Source organism: Oligoflexus sp. (assembly GCF_035638955.1).
Taxonomy (GTDB): Bacteria; Bdellovibrionota_B; Oligoflexia; order Oligoflexales; family Oligoflexaceae; genus Oligoflexus.
In genome coordinates, this window is sequence record NZ_DASQYZ010000499.1 from 20,778 (window position 1) to 38,463 (window position 17,686).

A 17,686-nucleotide genomic window follows, 5' to 3' on the forward strand; every position below is an offset into this window, starting at 1 on the left:
ATTTCAGAAAGCGACGCACAACCCAAGCCCCTTGTGCTTTTGCAGGAGACGAGAAATGCCAGCATTCCACGACCGAAACGACCAGGCCTATTGCGAGGACCTGGCGCTGTCCACAATCGCCAAGGACGTGGGAACACCCTGTTACGTCTATTCCAAGAGCAGCATCCTGGATCAATGTCGCAGCATTCTTGCGGCCTTTTCGACCTATCCAACGCTGCCCTGTTATGCGGTGAAAGCCAACAGCAACCTATCGATCCTGAAAGAAATTTTCAAAACCGGCTTCGGTGCGGATATTGTGTCTCAGGGCGAGATGGAGCGGGCGTTGCGCGCTGGCGTCGATCCGAAAAAAATCGTGTATTCCGGTGTTGGCAAGCGCGCCGATGAAATCGCCTCTGCCTTACGTACAGGAATACTGGCGTTCAACGTGGAATCCTCGGCCGAACTTGAAACCATCGCCAGTCTCGCTGCCGAGCGCGGTTTGGTGGCACCGGTTTCCCTGCGGGTGAATCCCAATATCGATGCGCGCACCAATCCCAAAATTACCACCGGTCTTTTCAGCACCAAATTTGGTCTGGTGGAGACGGAGGCCCGGGCCTTGGCCGAAAAGGTCAGGCAGCTGCCCTCGCTGCGACTGGTTGGAGTGGGCTGTCATATAGGAAGCCAAATTGTCGACGTTGCTCCGCTGACGGAAGCTGCGGTGCGCATGAGTCAATTTGCTGCCGGCTTGCGTGAACTTGGTCATCAGCTCGATTTTATTGATCTGGGCGGGGGTGTGGGCATTCGTTATCAGGCGGAGGTGCCGCCGACCATGGAGAGTTATGCAAACGCCATCCTGGGCGCTGTGAAGTCCACCGGGCTCAAGCTCCTGATCGAGCCGGGCCGCGTCGTGGTCGGCAATGCGGGTGTGCTCGTATGCTCGGTTGTGTTGACCAAGCGGACCCCGGAAAAAAACTTTTTGATCGTCGATGGCGCCATGAACGATCTGGTGCGACCCACCATGTACGATTCGTATCACGAGATCAAAGCCGCAAAAACCACACACGGGCCCTTGCAGACCTATGATGTGGTCGGACCGATTTGTGAAACGGGTGATTACTTTGGCAAGGATCGGGAGCTTCCAGCCTGTGCGCCTGGGGATTTGATTTATTTGCAGAGTTCAGGCGCCTATGGTTCGGCCATGGCGTCCAATTATAACAGCCGCCCCCGTGCTCCTGAAGTGCTGGTGGATGGCAGCAATTATCGAGTGATTCGTCGGCGCGAGACGTTGCAGGATCTTTGGGAATTGGAATTGTAAGCCACTTACCATAACCAAATTTTTAGCTCGGAGCCGCCGCACCAACTCAGGGGACAAACATGACATTCCGCGCGCTTCGTGTTCTGAAAGATGGTCTCAATCAAAGTCAGCTCGTGAATTTGGAAATCGATGCGCTGGCTCCCGGCAATGTTTTAATCGAAGCGGCCTGGTCGAGCATCAATTACAAAGATGCTCTGGCCATCACGGGCCACGGCAAAATACTCAAAAAATTTCCCTCGAATCCTGGCATTGATGTGGCCGGTGTCGTGAAGCAATCGGATGACGCGCGTTATCCTGTGGGCATGCCTGTGCTGGTCACCGGCTGCGGGCTAGGGGAAAACCAGGATGGTGGGCTTGCTCAGTATGTGCGCGTGCCGGCCGAATGGGTGATTCCCTTGCCTGGAAATGTCAGCCCGCGTGATGCGATGATTTATGGAACAGCCGGATTTACCGTGGGCATCTGCCTGCATCGTCTCCTTTTGAATGATCAAACTCCCGATAAAGGCCCGATGGTTGTCACGGGAGCCAGCGGTGGTGTGGGTTCCCTGGCTGTGGCCATGCTCGCCAAATTAGGGTTTGAAGTCATCGCCGTGAGCGGCAAGGACGCCGAGAAGCAGCGACTCCTGGAACTGGGCGCCGCCCGCGTGATGCGACCGGAACAACTCGAATTGGGGCAAAAACCCCTGGAAAACGTCCGTTTTGGTGGAGCCATCGATAATGTCGGCGGTCCACTTTTGGAGGGGCTGCTCAGGCATGTGAACCTTTGGGGAAATGTCGCGTCGGTGGGCCTCGCCGGAGGCCACGCGTTTCAGGCAACGGTTATGCCCTTTATTTTACGTGGCGTGAGCGTTCTCGGCGTGAGTTCGACCAACTGTCCACGACCTTTGCGCGAGCAAATCTGGAGCAAGCTGGCCAGTGAATGGAAGCCGCAGTCGCTTGATGTTTTCGTCTCGCGGGAAATTGATTTGGCCGAGGTTCCGAAAGCGGCGGCGCAGATGCTGGACCGGCAGACCACCGGTCGCACCCTGGTCCGCTTACGCTGATTATTTCAAGGTTTTTTGCAGTCGCAGGAATTTGGGACCAAAACGATCCGAGAATTCGAGACTCAGAGCGTTCCCATCCTGCTGGATGCTATGGATTTCCAAATTCATCACGAAGAGTTTGCGTTCCGCGTAGAGGTGCAGAAAACCATTTTTATGCGACCACGTCCCCCAGCCATCACCCAATCGTTTGAGGTGATAGAAAAATCGCCCATCCTGGTACAGCTGCAGCTGGATAGGGTACGACTGATCTTCCAACACAACCGTGGCTTTGGCATCGACGTCGTCGGTACTGCCATTCAGGAGCGGTTGGAAAAATTCCTGATCCTTTTCATAAACTTCGTAGTTCCGCTCCGCTTTGTACAGCGGTTGGCAACCCACCATCAGCAAAACGGCTAAAAAACCAGTCCGTAAACGCAGCATGATTGACATCCTATGGCTGGACCATTTTGATTTATGATCGCATGGATCATAGCATCCCTGGAAGAGGTGCCAAGTTCAAAAGCAGGCCTGAGCCGGGGAACGGCTTCAGGCTGCACATCGGAACGATTCAGGCCAGAGATTTGGAAACAATCTCGAAAACGTCGCGGGATAGTCCGTCCTTGGCCGCAATCTGCTCCAGATGCTGACGGATCTTGACCTGGCGCGGGGCATCGAATTTCCGGAAACGGCTGAGAACAGTGGCCAGAACAGCCGCGACCTGTGGATTCGTGGCATCGATACGCAGGATGTAATCGGCAGCCAGCGCATAACCTTCACCACTGCGATGATGAAAGCCATTGGGATTGCTCTTGGTAAAATGCCGGAAGACGGAATAAACCCGATTCGGATTGTTGATGTCAAAATCAGAATGGGTGAGCAGACCTTTAACATGCTGCAGCACATCGGGATGCTGGGAGCTTGCCTGCACCTGGAACCACTTGTCGATCACCAGGGCGTCACCTTTCCAACGGCTGTAAAAGTCCTGCAGGGCGGCTTCACGGGCTGGCGTTTTCAGATGCACGAGGGCACTCAGAGCTCCGAAACTGTCTGTCATATTCGTGGCGGTTTTATAGTGTTCCTGAATCAACTGCGAAGTGGCCTCGGTGGGATGAGCCGCCATGAGCAACAAACTGGCGTTATTCAGTTCGCGCCGACCAATGGCTTCCTTGCCCGTCTTATAGGTGACCTCACGTGTCCTCTGATAGCAGGCCAGCAGTTCTTTGGAACAGTGTTCGGCAAGCTGCTGCAAAAGCCAGCCACGGGCCTGGAAAATGGCCTCCATATCCGCGTTGTCTTCGCGATTGATGATGTAATCCGTGGTTGGGGCCTGAATGGAAATCGCCACCAGTCGGGGATCCACAGTCGTATCATTCAAAAGCGTTTTGAAGGCTGCGATATATTCGGGGTCCAGCGCCTTGACTGTGCCGTTGGCTCGGCCCAGGATGGTTTGCACGGCCAAAGTTTGACCCGCTTCGTAGCGATTGAAAGGGTCAGTGTCCGCACGCAGAAGGGTATAGAGTTCCGCATGGCTGAGATGGGCATCCAGAATTACAGGAGCCGAAAATCCGCGCAGGACAGAGGGAATGGGCTGCTCCGTGACATCCTGGAAATTAAATTCTCCACGCACCTGATCGAGCAACACCAGATGCTCATGTGATTTTTTGCCAAGATACGTGGTATCCAAAGCCTTGCCACTCGCGCCGATAAAGGCCACACGCAAAGGAATGAGCTGCGGCTTCTTATTCACCTGTCCTGGTGTCTCTGGCAGTGTCTGCTGAACGATTAGCTTCAAACTCCGGGAACTGGCATCGTAGCTACGCTGCACATCCACCTGGGGTGTGCCGGCCTGCTGATACCAGAGTTTGAACTGGGTCATGCTTTGACCGGATACATCCTCAACCACCGTAAGGAAATCCTCGACCGTGACGGCCTGGCCGTCGAACTGGGCGAAATACCGATCCATCGTTTTACGATAGGTCTCGGGCCCGATCATCGTATGCAGCATGCGGATGACTTCCGCCCCTTTGTGATACACGGTCGGGGTATAGAAGTTATTGATCTCGATATAACTTTCGGGACGGACAGGATGGGCCATGGGGCCTCCGTCCTCGGGAAACTGCTGCTCGCGAAGGAGGCGTACGTCAGCGACTCGCTTCACAGCGCGCGATCCTTCATCGGACGAAAATTCCTGGTCGCGGAAAACAGTCAAGCCTTCCTTCAGACTCAGCTGAAACCAGTCGCGCAGGGTCACCCGGTTGCCGGTCCAGTTATGAAAATATTCGTGACCAACGACACCAAGGATTTTTTCGAAGTCCTCATCCGTGGCAGTCTCGGCGCTGGCCAGAATGTATTTTGAATTAAAGATATTGAGGCCCTTGTTTTCCATGGCGCCCATATTGAAATCACTGACGGCTACGACCATGAAAAGATCCAGGTCATATTCCAGCCCATAAGCTTTTTCATCCCAGGCCATCGCGCGTTTGATGGCATCCAGGGCAAAAGGAGTTTTGGGGAGATTCACATCCTCGACATAAAGATGAATGTCGACTTTGCGACCGGATTTGGTGGTGAACGTAGCACTGGCCCGACTCAAATTGCCGGCCACCAGAGCAAAGAGATACGAGGGCTTGGGAAAGGGATCGTGCCAGACCGCAAAATGCCGACCATCAGGCAAGGAACCTTGCTCCATCAGATTGCCGTTGGAGAGCAGCACCGGGCACAGCTCTTTCGAGCCACGCAGTGTGGTTTCGTATTCGGTCATCACATCCGGGCGATCGAGGAAGTAGGTGATGCGCCTAAATCCTTCCGGCTCGCACTGGGTATAATAATTATTGCGCGAGAGATAAAGACCTTCATAGGCCAGGTTTCCACGCGGGTTGATCTGCGTAACCAGTTCGAGCTCAAATTCATCCGGCAGAGAATTCAGCTGCAGATGGCTGGGGCTGTAATCCAGAGTCTTGAGATCCAAGGACTTTTTATCGAGAGACGCCTCCAGCAGTGTAAGCTCCGAAGCTTCCAAGCGCAGGGAGCGAGGCTGGCCCGGGTTAGACTGATAGCGAATGCAGGAACGCACCACAGTTTTATCAGGATCCAGATCAATCGTAAGCTTGACCCGCTTCACCCAGTACGATGGGGGTGTGTAATCTTTTAAGAGGATAGCTTGTGGAGCTTCTGCTTTCATAAGGGTCTTCCGATTCATTCTGGAATATAAATTATACCGACGCTCGCAGCGAACGACGACGGAGAAACAGCAGCAGGAACGTGCCGCACATCGCTGATAGGGTCAGCAGCAGCGACGGACGTTCACGCCAGAATTCAATCACGATCACCGGTAGCCACAGAGCCCCACGCGTGACCGTTCGGAGAGTGGGGCGGGTAGCAATGAATTCGGCGAGTGGGGGACTGTAGCTATAGTAAAGATTCACAAATTTTTGGCCTGCGCTTGTCACAAGCAGAACGTTATCGCGAAACCAGCGCAAGGTATGAAGATGCGGATCAAGGGGTGAACCATAAGCAGCGGTTGCAATAAAACAGCGGGGATCTTTCACGACGGGTTCAGGGCCGCCGCCGAGTTCACTCAGGGTCACAGCGTCTGAAGGTTGGGCAATTTTACAGGTGCGCTGCAAGCCGTCGGGCTGGTTCTGCAGGACGAAGGCATAGGTCGTATCATTGTCGAGATCCACAATAGAAATATTGCCCGTATTGCCTGATTCGAAAACATTAATTCTAGCGGCTTCCAAATCGTCGACTTTGAGATAGTAATGGGTTGCGCCGGTCGCGCCGGGACACACGACACTGCAGTCGGTTTCACTGGTTTTATCAATATGACAGGCGTTAGGAATCGTGGTCTCGGCATTCGGATCGGCTTCGTTATAAGTGCGAAGTGGAATCGTGTCAGCGTCCCAATTGCTCTCCTCGACGACAAAAGCAATGGCGCCATCGGGTGGCGACGTGCTGTTATCAGCCCGGCTAATGGCTTCATCGGTATTCCAAATCCCGTCCAGCCTCCCTTTGGAGGCTTGTACTCTGAACGATGCCACGACGCCTGTCGCGGCCACGGCGAGCTTGGGATTCACTTCCTGATCCAAAAAGGTGGACGACGTCGTTGAATTTCCTGGCAGAAGGCGGATGGCAATGAAATCTTTAGTCTTAAATTGTTTATCGCCCGATGCGGTGAGCACTATCGTAACCTTGAGACGGCGGTACGTGCCCGTTGGGTCCGTCTCCAGCTTCTCAAAGAGTGGACTGCCTGCGGGAAAGCTGGCGACATAATCCTGGGGCCAACGCTGATCGAGGGGTGTCGTGTCTAATTCCGAAAACGTCTGATAGCCCACTTTAAGCGGGTCGAAGCCCGCCACACAGCCTTTACCGACACCATCATTCACACAAATGTCGAGATATCGAACGAGAGACATCATGCCTTCTTCGGCGGTTTCGCCAGCTCCCATCCCAAACGTTTGGAGATCTGCCGGAGCAATATTGTTCAGGGTAAAACTCATTGTGATTTTCTGGTAATTGCCACGCTGAAGGACAGCCGTGGGTTTATCCATAGAGACGGTGGCGTATCCATTCTGCGACGCGAGTGTCAGCAGGAAAATGGTGAAGGATAAGAATTTTCTAAACACGTGATTTATCTCTCATTGATGGGGGAAAATCCGACTTCACGCATCATCGCCAGGAAGCCCTTCGTCTGTCAAGCTTGGAGGGACATATTACGGGCCGAAAAAGCAGAAAGCTGATGCCCCATAAGGGTATCAGCTTCATTTTTATCAGACTTAGGATTTTTTTAGGGAGTTTTGCGGTATTTCGGCAGCTGGGGCCTTGGAGTCAGTCGAGTCACATCGAATTCCAATCCATCATAGGCCAGTTGGATGCGAGGTCCTTCCGGCTGGCCAAGGCTCGTCCAGAGATCTTTATGGAATTCCAACTGCTTCTGGCAGTGATTCATTGCCTGCTGCAGCATGCGTTCTTCTTTGGCTTCACCGGCTCGTGGATCATGATGGGTCATGATGATGTTGCGAATTCCTTCGCGCATGGCGAGATCGACGCCAATGGGAGGCGAGCAGTGACCCCAATCATAGCGGCTTGCCAGCTCATCCATCTCATATTGACCATCAAAAACCAGCAGATCCAGGTCCTGATAGTAAGGCAGATCCTTGCCCAGGGCTTCCGGCGTGATGCGTTTATATTCACCATCGACACCGATCAGCAGCGAGCAGCCAGCGGCATCGAAGCGGTAACCAAAGGATCCGCCGGGATGGTCCAAAGCCATGGGCGAAACCGTCAGGTCATCAAATGTCAGCTGATCGTAGACTTTGATCTTACGGAATTCAACCTCAGCACCCAAATCCTCCCATTTGACGGGAAAATTGATGCCGTTGAACTGGATTTTGATGAATTCGGGGGCATGGGGATGCACGTGATAAATCACGAGCTTGGTGCCAGGAATATAAATCGGCACAAAGAACGGCAGACCCATGATGTGATCCCAGTGCAAATGGGTCATAAACACGGTGAATTCCGTACGGCCCTGGGCCATGACTTCCGCTGACGCTTCGGCGAAGCCCGTTCCCATATCGACGAAGAAACGATGATTTTTAAAGATGATTTCATTGCAGGAGGTATTGCCGCCATAAACCAGAGGGCGTCCCAGATCACCATCGCGGAGTGCATTGCGGAACTCGCTGATAGTGCTCAAGCCCGCCTTTTCCGCACGCTTGGCGTAGGAGTCGACCAGATTCACAAAAGTGTCATGGGTAATTGCGCGCGGCAAAGAGCCACGGGTACCCCACATGCGTAGCTTCACGGATTTCCCCGACAATGAAGGTTCCTGAGCTTTATCTTATCAAACTGGTCCGGCTGGTGCTATATGTTGGAATTCTGACGGTTTCCGGGAGAGCGCAAGTTCGGACAAAGGTCCTTTTGGCAGCTTTCGGGGAAGAAGCATGGAAATTTGCTCTGGAAAGTCCCTCCGATCTTTGTTATAGCAAGTTTCCTTAAACTAGACACGGCTCGATGTCTCCAATCGGCCTGTGCAGGAATTAAGCTCATCGGAGAATGGAGTAGGAATGCTGACCTTACGTTTACAGCGACACGGCGCCAAACATCGTCCTTTTTACCATATCGTTGCCACCGATTCGCGCAATGCTCGCGATGGTCGCTTCATTGAAAAACTGGGCTTTTACGATCCCACACGTGAACCTTCTGTCATGGAAGTGAACGCCGAGCGCCTGTCCTACTGGTACGGTCGCGGAGCCAATGTATCTGAGGCTGTCGCCACCATTCTGCGCCAAAAGAAGATCGTTCTTGAGCGCGCAAAGACTCATAAGCAAGCCTAAGTTCCCGTGAAGAACACATGGCTTCAAATCGGCATCGTTGGCAAGGCTCAAGGCCTCCGCGGTGCTTTTTTTGTTGCCCAACGTGATGAAGATTGGCCTGAAGGCCTCGATCGCATCGTGGTGGGCCCTGATCCGGATAAGGCCAAAGCCTTGACTGTGGTCGAAACACGTCGATCAGGCGACCGTCCGGTCCTTCAATGCCGGGAGCTCACCAGTCGCGAGGCTGCGGAATCCCTTAAAATGCAGCCTATTTGGTGTGATCGGTCGCTGGTTCCTTTGCAGGAAGATTCCGAATACCTGTGGTCGGATCTTGTGGGCAAGGACGTGTTGGATTCCGACGGGCAGCGTTTGGGTCGCATCAGCGCGGTTGGCAACTTTGGAGCCAGTGATGTCGTTCGCATCGATGCAGACGACGGACAATGGATCGAAGTGCCCTTTGTCTCCGCCTATTTCAATATGGAATTTCGCGCCGATGCCGCGGATTTGCGCATGACGGTGCCGGCGGATACCTTCGCCGAGACTTGGAACAAAACGTGAGCCGCAGTCTCTCCTTCATCAGCATTCATCCGCAATTCATGGAAGCCTATTTTCGGTTTGGTGTCTTCAAGGCCGCCACCCGTATGAATATGGAATTTCATTCCATCAATCTGCGGACCTATGCGGTCGATAAACATGGATCCATTGATGACAGTCCCTTTGGGGGCGGTGACGGCATGGTCATGCGCGTTGAGCCTTTGGCTGCTGCGGTACGGGCGTTGCCCAAACCTGGTCGGGTGATTTATACGAGTCCGAGTGGTCGTTTGTGGACGCAGCAGGATGCTGAGCGTTATGCGGTTTTGGATGAAGACCTGATTTTCATCTGTGGACGCTTCGCAGGAATCGATCAAAGGTTTGTGGAAGAATTCGTTGCGGATGAAGTGTCGATTGGTGATTTTGTGGTTTCCGGTGGGGAATTGCCGAGCCTTTTGATTGCGGATTCCATTCTGCGCCAGATTCCAGGTGTGCTGGGTAACGAACGCAGTGCACCGGATGATTCCTTCGGCAGTGGCATGCAGGGCATGCTCGAATATCCACTGTATACGCGTCCGCTTGAATTTGAAGGGCACAAGGTTCCTGATGTGCTGCTGTCCGGTGATCATCAGAAGATCAAAGCGTGGCGTCATGCCGAAGCATTGCAAAAGACCAAAAGGTTACGGCCTGATCTGCTTTCCCATAAATCCTAAGGATCTGAGTTGACCACGGCCTGATCTGCTTTCCCATAAATCCTAAGCATCTGGGTTGACCACGGCCTGATCTACTTTCCCGTAAATCCTAAAGGTTCCGGGCTGGCTACGGCCTGATCCGCTTCTCACAAATCCTAAAGGTTCTGGGCCCGCCACAACCTTTCCCTTATCAAGTTCATACGCGCGAGCGGCAACTTTTTCTCGATGAGAATGCGTTCCAACTGCTTCTGCAGCTCCGGGATATCCGTGAGCGCTCGAGCCCTGGCCAACGTGGGCGTTTCCATGAAGGTTTGCATGGGCGCATGTAAGACTTTTTTCAATTCACGGCTTTGCAACTGATCCGGAAATAAAGCTCCCAATCGACTGAGTCGCTGCAGGGATGGATGTTCCACCCGCAGGGCCCAGCGATCCAGAAAGGCACTCTGACCCTGAAAATTACGGGTGAGAAATGCTTGCCAAAGCTGCCAAAGCTTGAGCCTGCCCAGTTTTCTCGTTTCCGCATAGCGTTGCCAGGCCAAGGGCGGCAACCGACGCCGCAGACTCAGAGGTGCAGGATAGGATAGGGTTCCGGCCTCCCCTGATGATTTCTTATAAAGGTAAAATTCCAAATTGTTTTCAAATCTCAGATCATCAATACGAGCCTGAAGCTTATCCTGCGTCGGCATCTCCAGCAAAGGATTGGGCATATCATCCAGCTCCGCGTAGCGATCCATAAGTCCCAGAATGGAAAGCCCGGCCGCATCGATCGCCTTCAACCAATAATCAAGGCCAAGTCGCGCTTCCCGCTCGTGAAAAAAAGCATCCACCAGACGGGCCGGCTCCTGAATAATGCCCTGCATGCCTTCGATACGTTCCTGAAGCGCCGGCAGGGTCCGCGCCAGCGTCTTAAGCAGCTGGGCCGTCTGCCGCAAATCCCCTGGTTGATAGGGCGATAAACCGAGCAAGGCCAGCACTCTTGAAATCTGGAACATCCATTGCCGGGCCCGACTGTTGTAAACCATGATGCGCATCGTACCGCCGGGGAGCAGCGAATGACTCAAGGTTTGCAGCCCTTGCGAAGGATTGGCCAAATGATGCAGCATGCCGTAAGCATCGATATGAAAGTAAGGCTGGCCAAGATCAGCCGACGGATCTTCAAGATTTAGCACCTTGAGATCCATAGGCCTTAGGAGCAAGAGACTCCGCAGGCGCGCTTTGCGCAAACTCGGACGGGACAGATCCACACCTGCCACGCGATGAGCCCGCGGTTCCCAACGACTGATGATAGCCGCCTGGACATCACCGCAACCCGCAATCAAAATCCGACCTGCGCCTTGGCCGAGGCTCGTCAGTCCTGTTTCTTGCTGAACCAAACGCTGCGCAAAAAGAGATCCGCTGGCATAGGCCTCCTGCCAACGCAAAGGCAGCAGGAGTCCATAATTCGGATAAGGAAAAGCCTCGTACATCGACTGCACAGCAAGATTGATGCTTTGCGCGGCATTCTCATTCATCCAGAACAACCCGTGACATCAATCGCGCCTGGCCACCTGTGGTAATCATGACCGGATAAGGCCGCAGGAACACATGATCCTTGCCGAAGTGTCCCGCTCCGTAAATGCTGGGAAACCGCGCCCCCTCAAAGGTTTTTTGCAGATTCGGAGTCTGGGCCGATTTCGCAATCACAAAGGCCTGCAGCGCGGATCGCACGGCGTCATATCCCAAAGCGGCAAAGACATCAGGTTTCTGGCCAAAGGTGGTTTCATATTCCGTAACGAAACTTTGAACGCCAGCCTGAGGATCGTTATTATGAAAATACGAAAAGTAATACTGACTGCCGAGATCGCCTTGTTTATACAGATCCACATGATCCCAGCCATCACCACCGACAAACGTTGCCTTGACTCCAGCTTTGCGAGCTTCCGTCAGGATGTTGGGAACGCCTCGGTAAGATCCGGGAAAAACCACAATATTGGGCTGCGCGCTGGCGATTTTGGTCAGAACGCTTTTTAATTCTTCGCTGCCACCTTCGCTCCATTGACCCAGCATCTGGCCTCCGCCTTGGGTAAAGGCTTCGGCAAAAGACTTGCCGATGACTTCGCTATCGGGCGAACGCGCATCCACCAGCACGGCAGCCCGATCACGCCTTAGGGATTTGAGCGCGAATTGCGAGAGCATCCGTCCCTGTCTTTTGTCAGTGGCGCTCATGGAGTAAACATAAGGATAGGCCGTGAGGTCGTCTTCGGTACCGCGTGGCAGAAGTAAAATCACATTGGTTTTACTGCTGACGGCGGCGATCGCCTGGTTGGCCACATTGCTCAAGGACCCGATCAGAATATCGGCCTTTTGCTGTTGAACCAGGCGAAGGGCGGCTTTTTCAGCCTCCGAAGCCAGTCCGCGATCATCGGCTGCGATCAGGGCCACCTTTTCAGCGAGCTGCGGATTTTCACTGCGAAATTGCGTCAAACCCAGTTTGACTCCCTGCGAGAGGGAATTCCCATAGGATGCCAGGGGCCCACTGCGCGGGTGGATAAATCCAATCCGATACAGCACATGGTCCTTGGCAGGTTTGGCGATCAGCGACGACGATGCCGAACAGACGAAACAAGCGATTAAAATCGCCCAATATGGAGTTGGATTCCAGGCTTTCACAAAATTTCCTTTTCTGGCAACGTGACTTTTGCCTCAGCGCATAGATGCCAAGGCTACCCGCATTCCCATGACGGGAAAAGCTGCAAATTATCCTGAGATTATATTAAGTCAAACGGACGGTCGCGAGGAAGTTATGACGCAAAGCCAGGTGGAAAAGATTGAGCCCTGGAGGGAACGGTGGTTGGTGGGGCAAACCGGTTGGGATCAAGGAGGACCTCACAGTCAGCTGGATCGACTCCTGCGCCATGCAACCCAAGAGGGGCGACTGCCTGCCGGCGCACGGATTTTTTCCGCAGGCTGTGGCCGTGCCCATAACGAAGCCTGGTTGGCTGGGCAGGGCTATCGGGTGGATGCCGTGGATGCGGTCCCCGAAGCGATCGAAGGAGCCCGCGCCCTTTACGGGCAAGTCGCAGGCCTGAACCTTCAGGTGTCTGATGTTTTTGCCGCAGTCGAGCCCGAGCCTGCCTATGATGCCGTTTTTGACAGGGCGATGCTGTGTGCGATCGAACCCCGGCATCGGCCGACTTATATCCAGGCGATCCACCACAAGCTGAAGTCCGATGCTTTGGTCCTCGCTATTTTGTTCCGACGCACGCGCACCCCCGAGGGGCCTCCTTTTGCGGTGAATGAAGAGGAGGCGCAGCGGCTGCTGGCGGAACATTTTGATCTTGTTCATGCCAGCCTTTGTCCGCCACCGGAAAATCCACGGAATGTTTTGGAAGAATGGCTTTGTATTTGGCGTAAGAGGAGACCTTGAGCATGTCCCCATCCGCACAGAAATCGAATCGTGTGTCCGAGCTGGCTGCCATGATTATGCATCACAAGCGGCTTTATTATGCGGGCAAGCCCGAAGTTGCTGATGCTGTTTATGATCGTCTGGAACAGGAGCTTCGTTCGCTCGAACCTGATCATCCGGCGCTTCTCTATGTGGGTAGCGCCCCGAGCAGCACGGGGGCCAAGCGGCAGACACACGATATTCCGATGCTCTCGCTGAATAAAACCTACAAGGAGGAAGACCTTGTCACCTGGATGGGGCGTGAACCCATTGTGGGCACCCCGAAAGTCGATGGCAACAGCCTGAGTTTGATCTATCGTCAGGGTGTTTTGGTGATGGCCAAGACGCGCGGTGATGGACGGGTGGGCGAGGACGTGACAGACAAGGTGCGGTGGATTCCTGATTGTTTAAAAAAACTCGATCAACCCGTGGATCTGGAGGTTCGCGGTGAAGTCTATTGCACCACCCACCAGTTTGCTGGTCTGGTGCAGGAAATGCTGGACCGTGGCCTGGAGCGGCCGAATAACCCGCGCAATATCGTAGCCGGGCTTTTAGGTCGGAAGGTGCATGTGGACCTTTGCCGTTTCTTCAATTTCTTTGCCTTCGAAGCCCTGGGTCCTGGTGTGGAAAAGATTCCAACCGAAACGGAGAAATTCGATTGGCTGGGTCAGCACGGATTTCACGTGCCGCCCCATAAGATCCTGCAGACCGGCGAAGAAATCAGCGAATACCTGGGCGAAGTCAAACGCATGATGGAGGAAGGCGAAATCGCCTACGACGGTGCGGTGTTTTCTTACAATCGTTTGAGTCTGCATCAGCAGCTGGGTGCTACAGGGCATCACCCGCGCTACAAATTGTCCTTTAAGTGGCAGGGCCAGACAGCGATTGCGGTCATTGATGAAATCGTCTGGGCCACCTCGCGGCTCGGTATTATTACGCCTGTGGCGGTCATTGAACCCGTGAATTTGAGCGGCGCCCGCATCACCAATATTACGCTGCACAACGCCGAGCATGTGAAGGCCTACAATCTGAAGAAGGGCGATCAGATTGAAATCGTTCGCTCGGGTGAAGTCATTCCGAAATTCCTGCAGGTGGTCCAGGCGAAATCCGGTAACCATCGCTGGCCGGAACTATGTCCCTCGTGTCAGGGCAAGGTGGAATTCGATGGCGTGCGCCTCAAATGCATCAACGTGGACGATTGCCCGGCGCAGAGATCCGGTTTTATTTTGAACTGGATCCGCGCGGCCGAGATCGATGATCTGAGCGAAAAAAGGCTGGAGCAGCTGATTCAAGCCGATCTAGTGGAACACGTTGCGGATCTTTATCGACTGACGGAAAAGGATTTTCTGAAACTGCCGGCCACCAAGGAAAAGATGGCAGCCAAGCTCTACACGAATATTCAGGCGAGCCGTCAGCTCCCTTTAGCCAAATTTCTCAATGGCCTTGGGATCGAAGGCGCCGGCATGCGCACCTGGGAAAAATTGCTGGAACACTACCCGAGCCTTGACGCTATATTAGGCATGACGGCTGCCGAGCTGATTGAAATTGAAGGTTTCGCGGAAAAATCCGCGGAACAAATTGTTCATGGTTTGAAAGTTAAGAAAGCCGTGATCCAACGTCTTCTTAAAGTGGGCGTGCAGCCACAGGCTCCCCAGCGCAAGCATGCGCCTGGCAGTGGGCCTTTGGCTGGTAAACAATTCGTGATTACCGGGGCCCTGTCGCGACCGCGTGAGTCCATTGAAAAGGCCATACGCGAAGCCGGTGGCAAGACCGGTTCGAGTGTTTCCAAAAATACCTTTGCACTGGTGACCAATGAAACGGATACCGGTTCGTCGAAAATGAAAAAAGCCAAGGAGCTTGGAATTCCTATTTGGAGTGAAGACCAGCTGATGGCAATGATGGAAGGACAATAGAACAACATGGCAAGGATCGTCGGATTTCAGGGACTGCCCGGAGCTTACAGTGAATTGGCTATCATGCAGTATTTCGGCAAGAAAGCAGCCCTCCGATTTAAACCCTTGCCAGCGTTTGAAGCTGTCTTCACCGAACTGACCAAGGGTCGCATCACGGACGCTCTCTTGCCGGTGGAAAATTCCCTGGCCGGAACGATTCATGAAAATTTCGACCATCTGGCTCGATTTCCTGTGCAGATTGCCGGCGAAGCCATCCTTCGCATCCAGCACTGTCTGCTCATCCCAGCAGGCACACGTGCTGCAGACGTCACCACGGTCATCTCACATCCTCAGGCTTTGGCGCAATGTGCTCAGTACATGCGGGAACGGGGCCTGACCCCGCAATCGTTTTTTGATACTGCGGGTGCTGCCGAGCATCTGGGCCAGCATAAGCCTCCTCATACCGCGGCGATAGCCAGCTTGCAGGCCGCCAAACTCTATGGACTCAAGGTGATGGCTCGGGATATAGCGGACCGTGGTGAGAATTACACCCGCTTTCTGCACATCCGCAAGCACACTAAAAAAGCTGAAAAACCCGAGGCCAAGGGCGGGCGTACCATGAGCCTGATTCTTCTCAATTCCGGCGAAGGTTTCGCCCGGATCGGTCCGCTCTGCGGGATTCTGCAAAGTCTGGGGATTGAGCTGGTGCATTGTGAGGCACGGCCGACCAAGGATGCCGCCTGGACCTATTATTATTATCTGGAGGTGGCAGCCGGTCCCGAACACCCAGCCTGGGACCTGGCGCTCAAGACCTTGGCTTCGATGACGCGAACGCTGAAAGTGCTTGGCACTTACTCGTCGCAGCGCTAATTTAAGGAACCTTTTTCCATCGACCCGAGGAGCTCTGCATGAAACTGACTCAGATCGCGCCTATTATTTTGCCTATCGGGCTGCTTTTCAACGCCTGCGCGACAACGCCCAAGGCGGACAGTGAAGGCAAAGATAAAGAAAAGAAGGAGCATGTTTTGCAAGGTCAACCCCAACCCGACGTTTGGTTTCAAGGTCGTCCGGAACAGGCTTTTGCCCAGGCCAAAGCTGACAATAAACTCTTGTTTGTGTACTGGGGCGCTGCCTGGTGTCCACCTTGCAATGAGCTCAAATCGGAAGTTTTTTCCAAACCCCGTTTCGCTGAACTGATGAAAAATTTCATCCCGGTTTACCTGGATGGTGATACGGACCAGGCTCAGGTTTGGGGCGAGCGTTTATCGGCTTCCGGGTATCCCACGGTTTTAGTTTTGACGCCGGATGGGCGTGAACTCTATCGTTTGAGCACGAGTCTCAATGAAGACGAATTTCATGCGGCTGTTCAACCCGTGCTGAAGAATAATCAAAATTTCGCGGAAGCTTTTTCCCGTCTGGAAAATCGTGATGCCAAAGATGACGATTGGAAAGTCCTGGCCTACACCAGCTGGGATCAGTTGCCGGAAGGCCGGTATACGGTCGATCGCCTTGTGAATGCAGCCAAGCGTGCCGCTGATAAGTGTCCTGCCACCATGCCTAAGGAAAAAGCTATTTTTGCCGCTAATCTTTTGAATCTGGCTGCGCTCAATAAGGACAACAAGGAATCTGCCAATAGCCTGGCTGACATCAAGATGGAAGCAAAACGCTATCTGGATGCGATCTTTGCCAGCAAGGAAAGTGTGCAGGGAGCGCGTGGTTTCATCAATTACAACGCCAAGCAAACGGCTGTGTTCCTGTATGGAAAACCCGCGGGCAAGGGCTATGAGGATCTGAAAAAGCGCTGGCTCAAGGCAGCGGGCGACATCGCAGCCAATCCAGCCAATTCCGTGGATACCCGCCTGGCCGCCTGGAATCCCGCCATCGAATTTCATAAGCTTGAGGCCCCCAATGGCCCGGTTCCTGCAAAATTGAAAGCTGATGTGCAGGCTGCTGCCACTCAGGCTGACAAAAATGCCGGGACTGCTTTCGAGCGGCATGCTGTTATTTCTTCGGCGGCCTATATGTTGCGTCAAGTGGGTGATTTTTCAGGCGCCCGCCAGCTTCTGGAAACCGAAGCGGCGAAGACCGACACCCCTTGGTACTACTATAGCAGTCTGGCCTCACTGGAGCAGGAATTGAAAAACGAAAAGGCCGCGCAAACCTGGGCAGCCAAGGCACGCGAATCCGTGGTGGGGCGCGCGAGCAAGATTCAGTGGATTACCAGCGATATCGTTCTGAACGCCAAGATCAAGAATGCAGACCAAAAGGCCTACATGTTGAACCTGACCCGGGAATATTACGATGTCGCAACCAGTCTGAATGATGGTTTTTCAGGACGCAATTGGGCACGCGCAAAAAAGGTGAGTGAATCCCTGAAGGATTGGCAGAAGGATCCCGCCTTCACTGCATTGTTTTCCAGCTATGAAGCGAAATGCAGTGGACTTGAAAAGGAAAGCCAGAAAAACTGCCAGCAGCATTTTGCTGGTTTGAAAAACTAAAAATATTCTGAAGGGG

General features: G+C 53.6%; 15 protein-coding genes. 9 read left to right on the forward strand and 6 right to left on the reverse strand.

Annotated features, from left to right (window positions below; translation table 11 throughout):
* Positions 1-55 precede the first annotated feature (55 nt).
* Together lysA and VE954_RS40930 are read left to right on the forward strand one after the other, a co-directional pair.
* Positions 56-1,294: a diaminopimelate decarboxylase gene (gene lysA / locus VE954_RS40925; protein WP_324964115.1), complete on the forward strand. Its 1,239-nt coding sequence runs from the start codon at positions 56-58 to the stop codon at positions 1,292-1,294.
* 59 nt (positions 1,295-1,353) lie between these two features.
* Entirely contained in the window at positions 1,354-2,337 is a 984-nt protein-coding gene (locus VE954_RS40930; protein WP_324964117.1) for a YhdH/YhfP family quinone oxidoreductase, read from the forward strand.
* Here the strand turns inward: VE954_RS40930 and VE954_RS40935 are convergent, their stop codons facing one another.
* From VE954_RS40935 to VE954_RS40950, 4 genes are all read right to left on the reverse strand, one after another.
* Positions 2,338-2,757 carry a hypothetical protein gene (locus VE954_RS40935; protein ID WP_324964119.1) on the reverse strand — a complete coding sequence of 140 codons (420 nt, stop codon included), beginning with the start codon at positions 2,755-2,757 and terminating at the stop codon, positions 2,338-2,340. It lies immediately after the preceding gene.
* 127 nt (positions 2,758-2,884) lie between these two features.
* A complete protein-coding gene (pepN, locus tag VE954_RS40940; protein ID WP_324964121.1) occupies positions 2,885-5,497 on the reverse strand; it encodes an aminopeptidase N in 2,613 nt (870 codons plus the stop codon).
* Between the two features lie 31 nt (positions 5,498-5,528).
* Positions 5,529-6,941: a CFI-box-CTERM domain-containing protein gene (locus tag VE954_RS40945; RefSeq protein ID WP_324964123.1), complete on the reverse strand. Its 1,413-nt coding sequence runs from the start codon at positions 6,939-6,941 to the stop codon at positions 5,529-5,531.
* A 161-nt stretch (positions 6,942-7,102) separates the two neighbouring features.
* Entirely contained in the window at positions 7,103-8,122 is a 1,020-nt protein-coding gene (locus tag VE954_RS40950; RefSeq protein WP_324964125.1) for an MBL fold metallo-hydrolase, read from the reverse strand.
* Positions 8,123-8,384: 262 nt separating this feature from the next.
* On the opposite strand from VE954_RS40950, the gene rpsP reads away from it, so the two are divergent.
* The 3 genes from rpsP to trmD are packed head-to-tail and all read left to right on the forward strand — an operon-like array spanning position 8,385 to position 9,877.
* The gene (rpsP, locus tag VE954_RS40955) at positions 8,385-8,654 is read left to right on the forward strand and encodes a 30S ribosomal protein S16 (protein WP_324964127.1); all 270 of its coding nucleotides are present in this window, start codon (positions 8,385-8,387) and stop codon (positions 8,652-8,654) included.
* 6 nt (positions 8,655-8,660) lie between these two features.
* Positions 8,661-9,191, forward strand: coding sequence for a ribosome maturation factor RimM (gene rimM / locus VE954_RS40960; protein WP_324964129.1), 531 nt, complete (start codon positions 8,661-8,663; stop codon positions 9,189-9,191).
* Positions 9,188-9,877 carry a tRNA (guanosine(37)-N1)-methyltransferase TrmD gene (gene trmD / locus VE954_RS40965; RefSeq protein ID WP_324964131.1) on the forward strand — a complete coding sequence of 230 codons (690 nt, stop codon included), beginning with the start codon at positions 9,188-9,190 and terminating at the stop codon, positions 9,875-9,877. Before rimM ends, trmD begins: the two co-directional genes overlap by 4 nt.
* Before the next feature lie 134 nt (positions 9,878-10,011).
* On the opposite strand, the gene VE954_RS40970 is transcribed toward trmD, so the two are convergent.
* Both VE954_RS40970 and VE954_RS40975 read right to left on the reverse strand, forming a co-directional pair.
* On the reverse strand, positions 10,012-11,367 hold the full coding sequence (locus VE954_RS40970) for a class I SAM-dependent methyltransferase (protein WP_324964133.1): 1,356 nt from the start codon (positions 11,365-11,367) through the stop codon (positions 10,012-10,014).
* Complete coding sequence (locus tag VE954_RS40975) at positions 11,360-12,505, reverse strand: ABC transporter substrate-binding protein (RefSeq protein WP_324964136.1); 1,146 nt, start codon at positions 12,503-12,505, stop codon at positions 11,360-11,362. Before VE954_RS40975 ends, VE954_RS40970 begins: the two co-directional genes overlap by 8 nt.
* A 28-nt stretch (positions 12,506-12,533) precedes the next feature.
* Between VE954_RS40975 and VE954_RS40980 the strand changes: the two genes are divergently transcribed.
* From VE954_RS40980 to VE954_RS40995, 4 genes are read left to right on the forward strand one after another with little or no spacing between them, the layout of a single operon-like run.
* Positions 12,534-13,262 (forward strand): methyltransferase domain-containing protein, encoded by a 729-nt coding sequence (locus tag VE954_RS40980; protein WP_324964138.1) that lies wholly within the window; start codon positions 12,534-12,536, stop codon positions 13,260-13,262.
* 2 nt (positions 13,263-13,264) lie between these two features.
* Positions 13,265-15,193, forward strand: a complete 1,929-nt coding sequence (ligA, locus tag VE954_RS40985) for an NAD-dependent DNA ligase LigA (RefSeq protein WP_324964140.1) — start codon at positions 13,265-13,267, stop codon at positions 15,191-15,193.
* A 6-nt stretch (positions 15,194-15,199) separates the two neighbouring features.
* On the forward strand, positions 15,200-16,042 hold the full coding sequence (locus VE954_RS40990; protein ID WP_324964142.1) for a prephenate dehydratase: 843 nt from the start codon (positions 15,200-15,202) through the stop codon (positions 16,040-16,042).
* Positions 16,043-16,080: 38 nt separating this feature from the next.
* Positions 16,081-17,670, forward strand: coding sequence for a thioredoxin family protein (locus VE954_RS40995; RefSeq protein WP_324964143.1), 1,590 nt, complete (start codon positions 16,081-16,083; stop codon positions 17,668-17,670).
* Positions 17,671-17,686 lie beyond the last annotated feature (16 nt).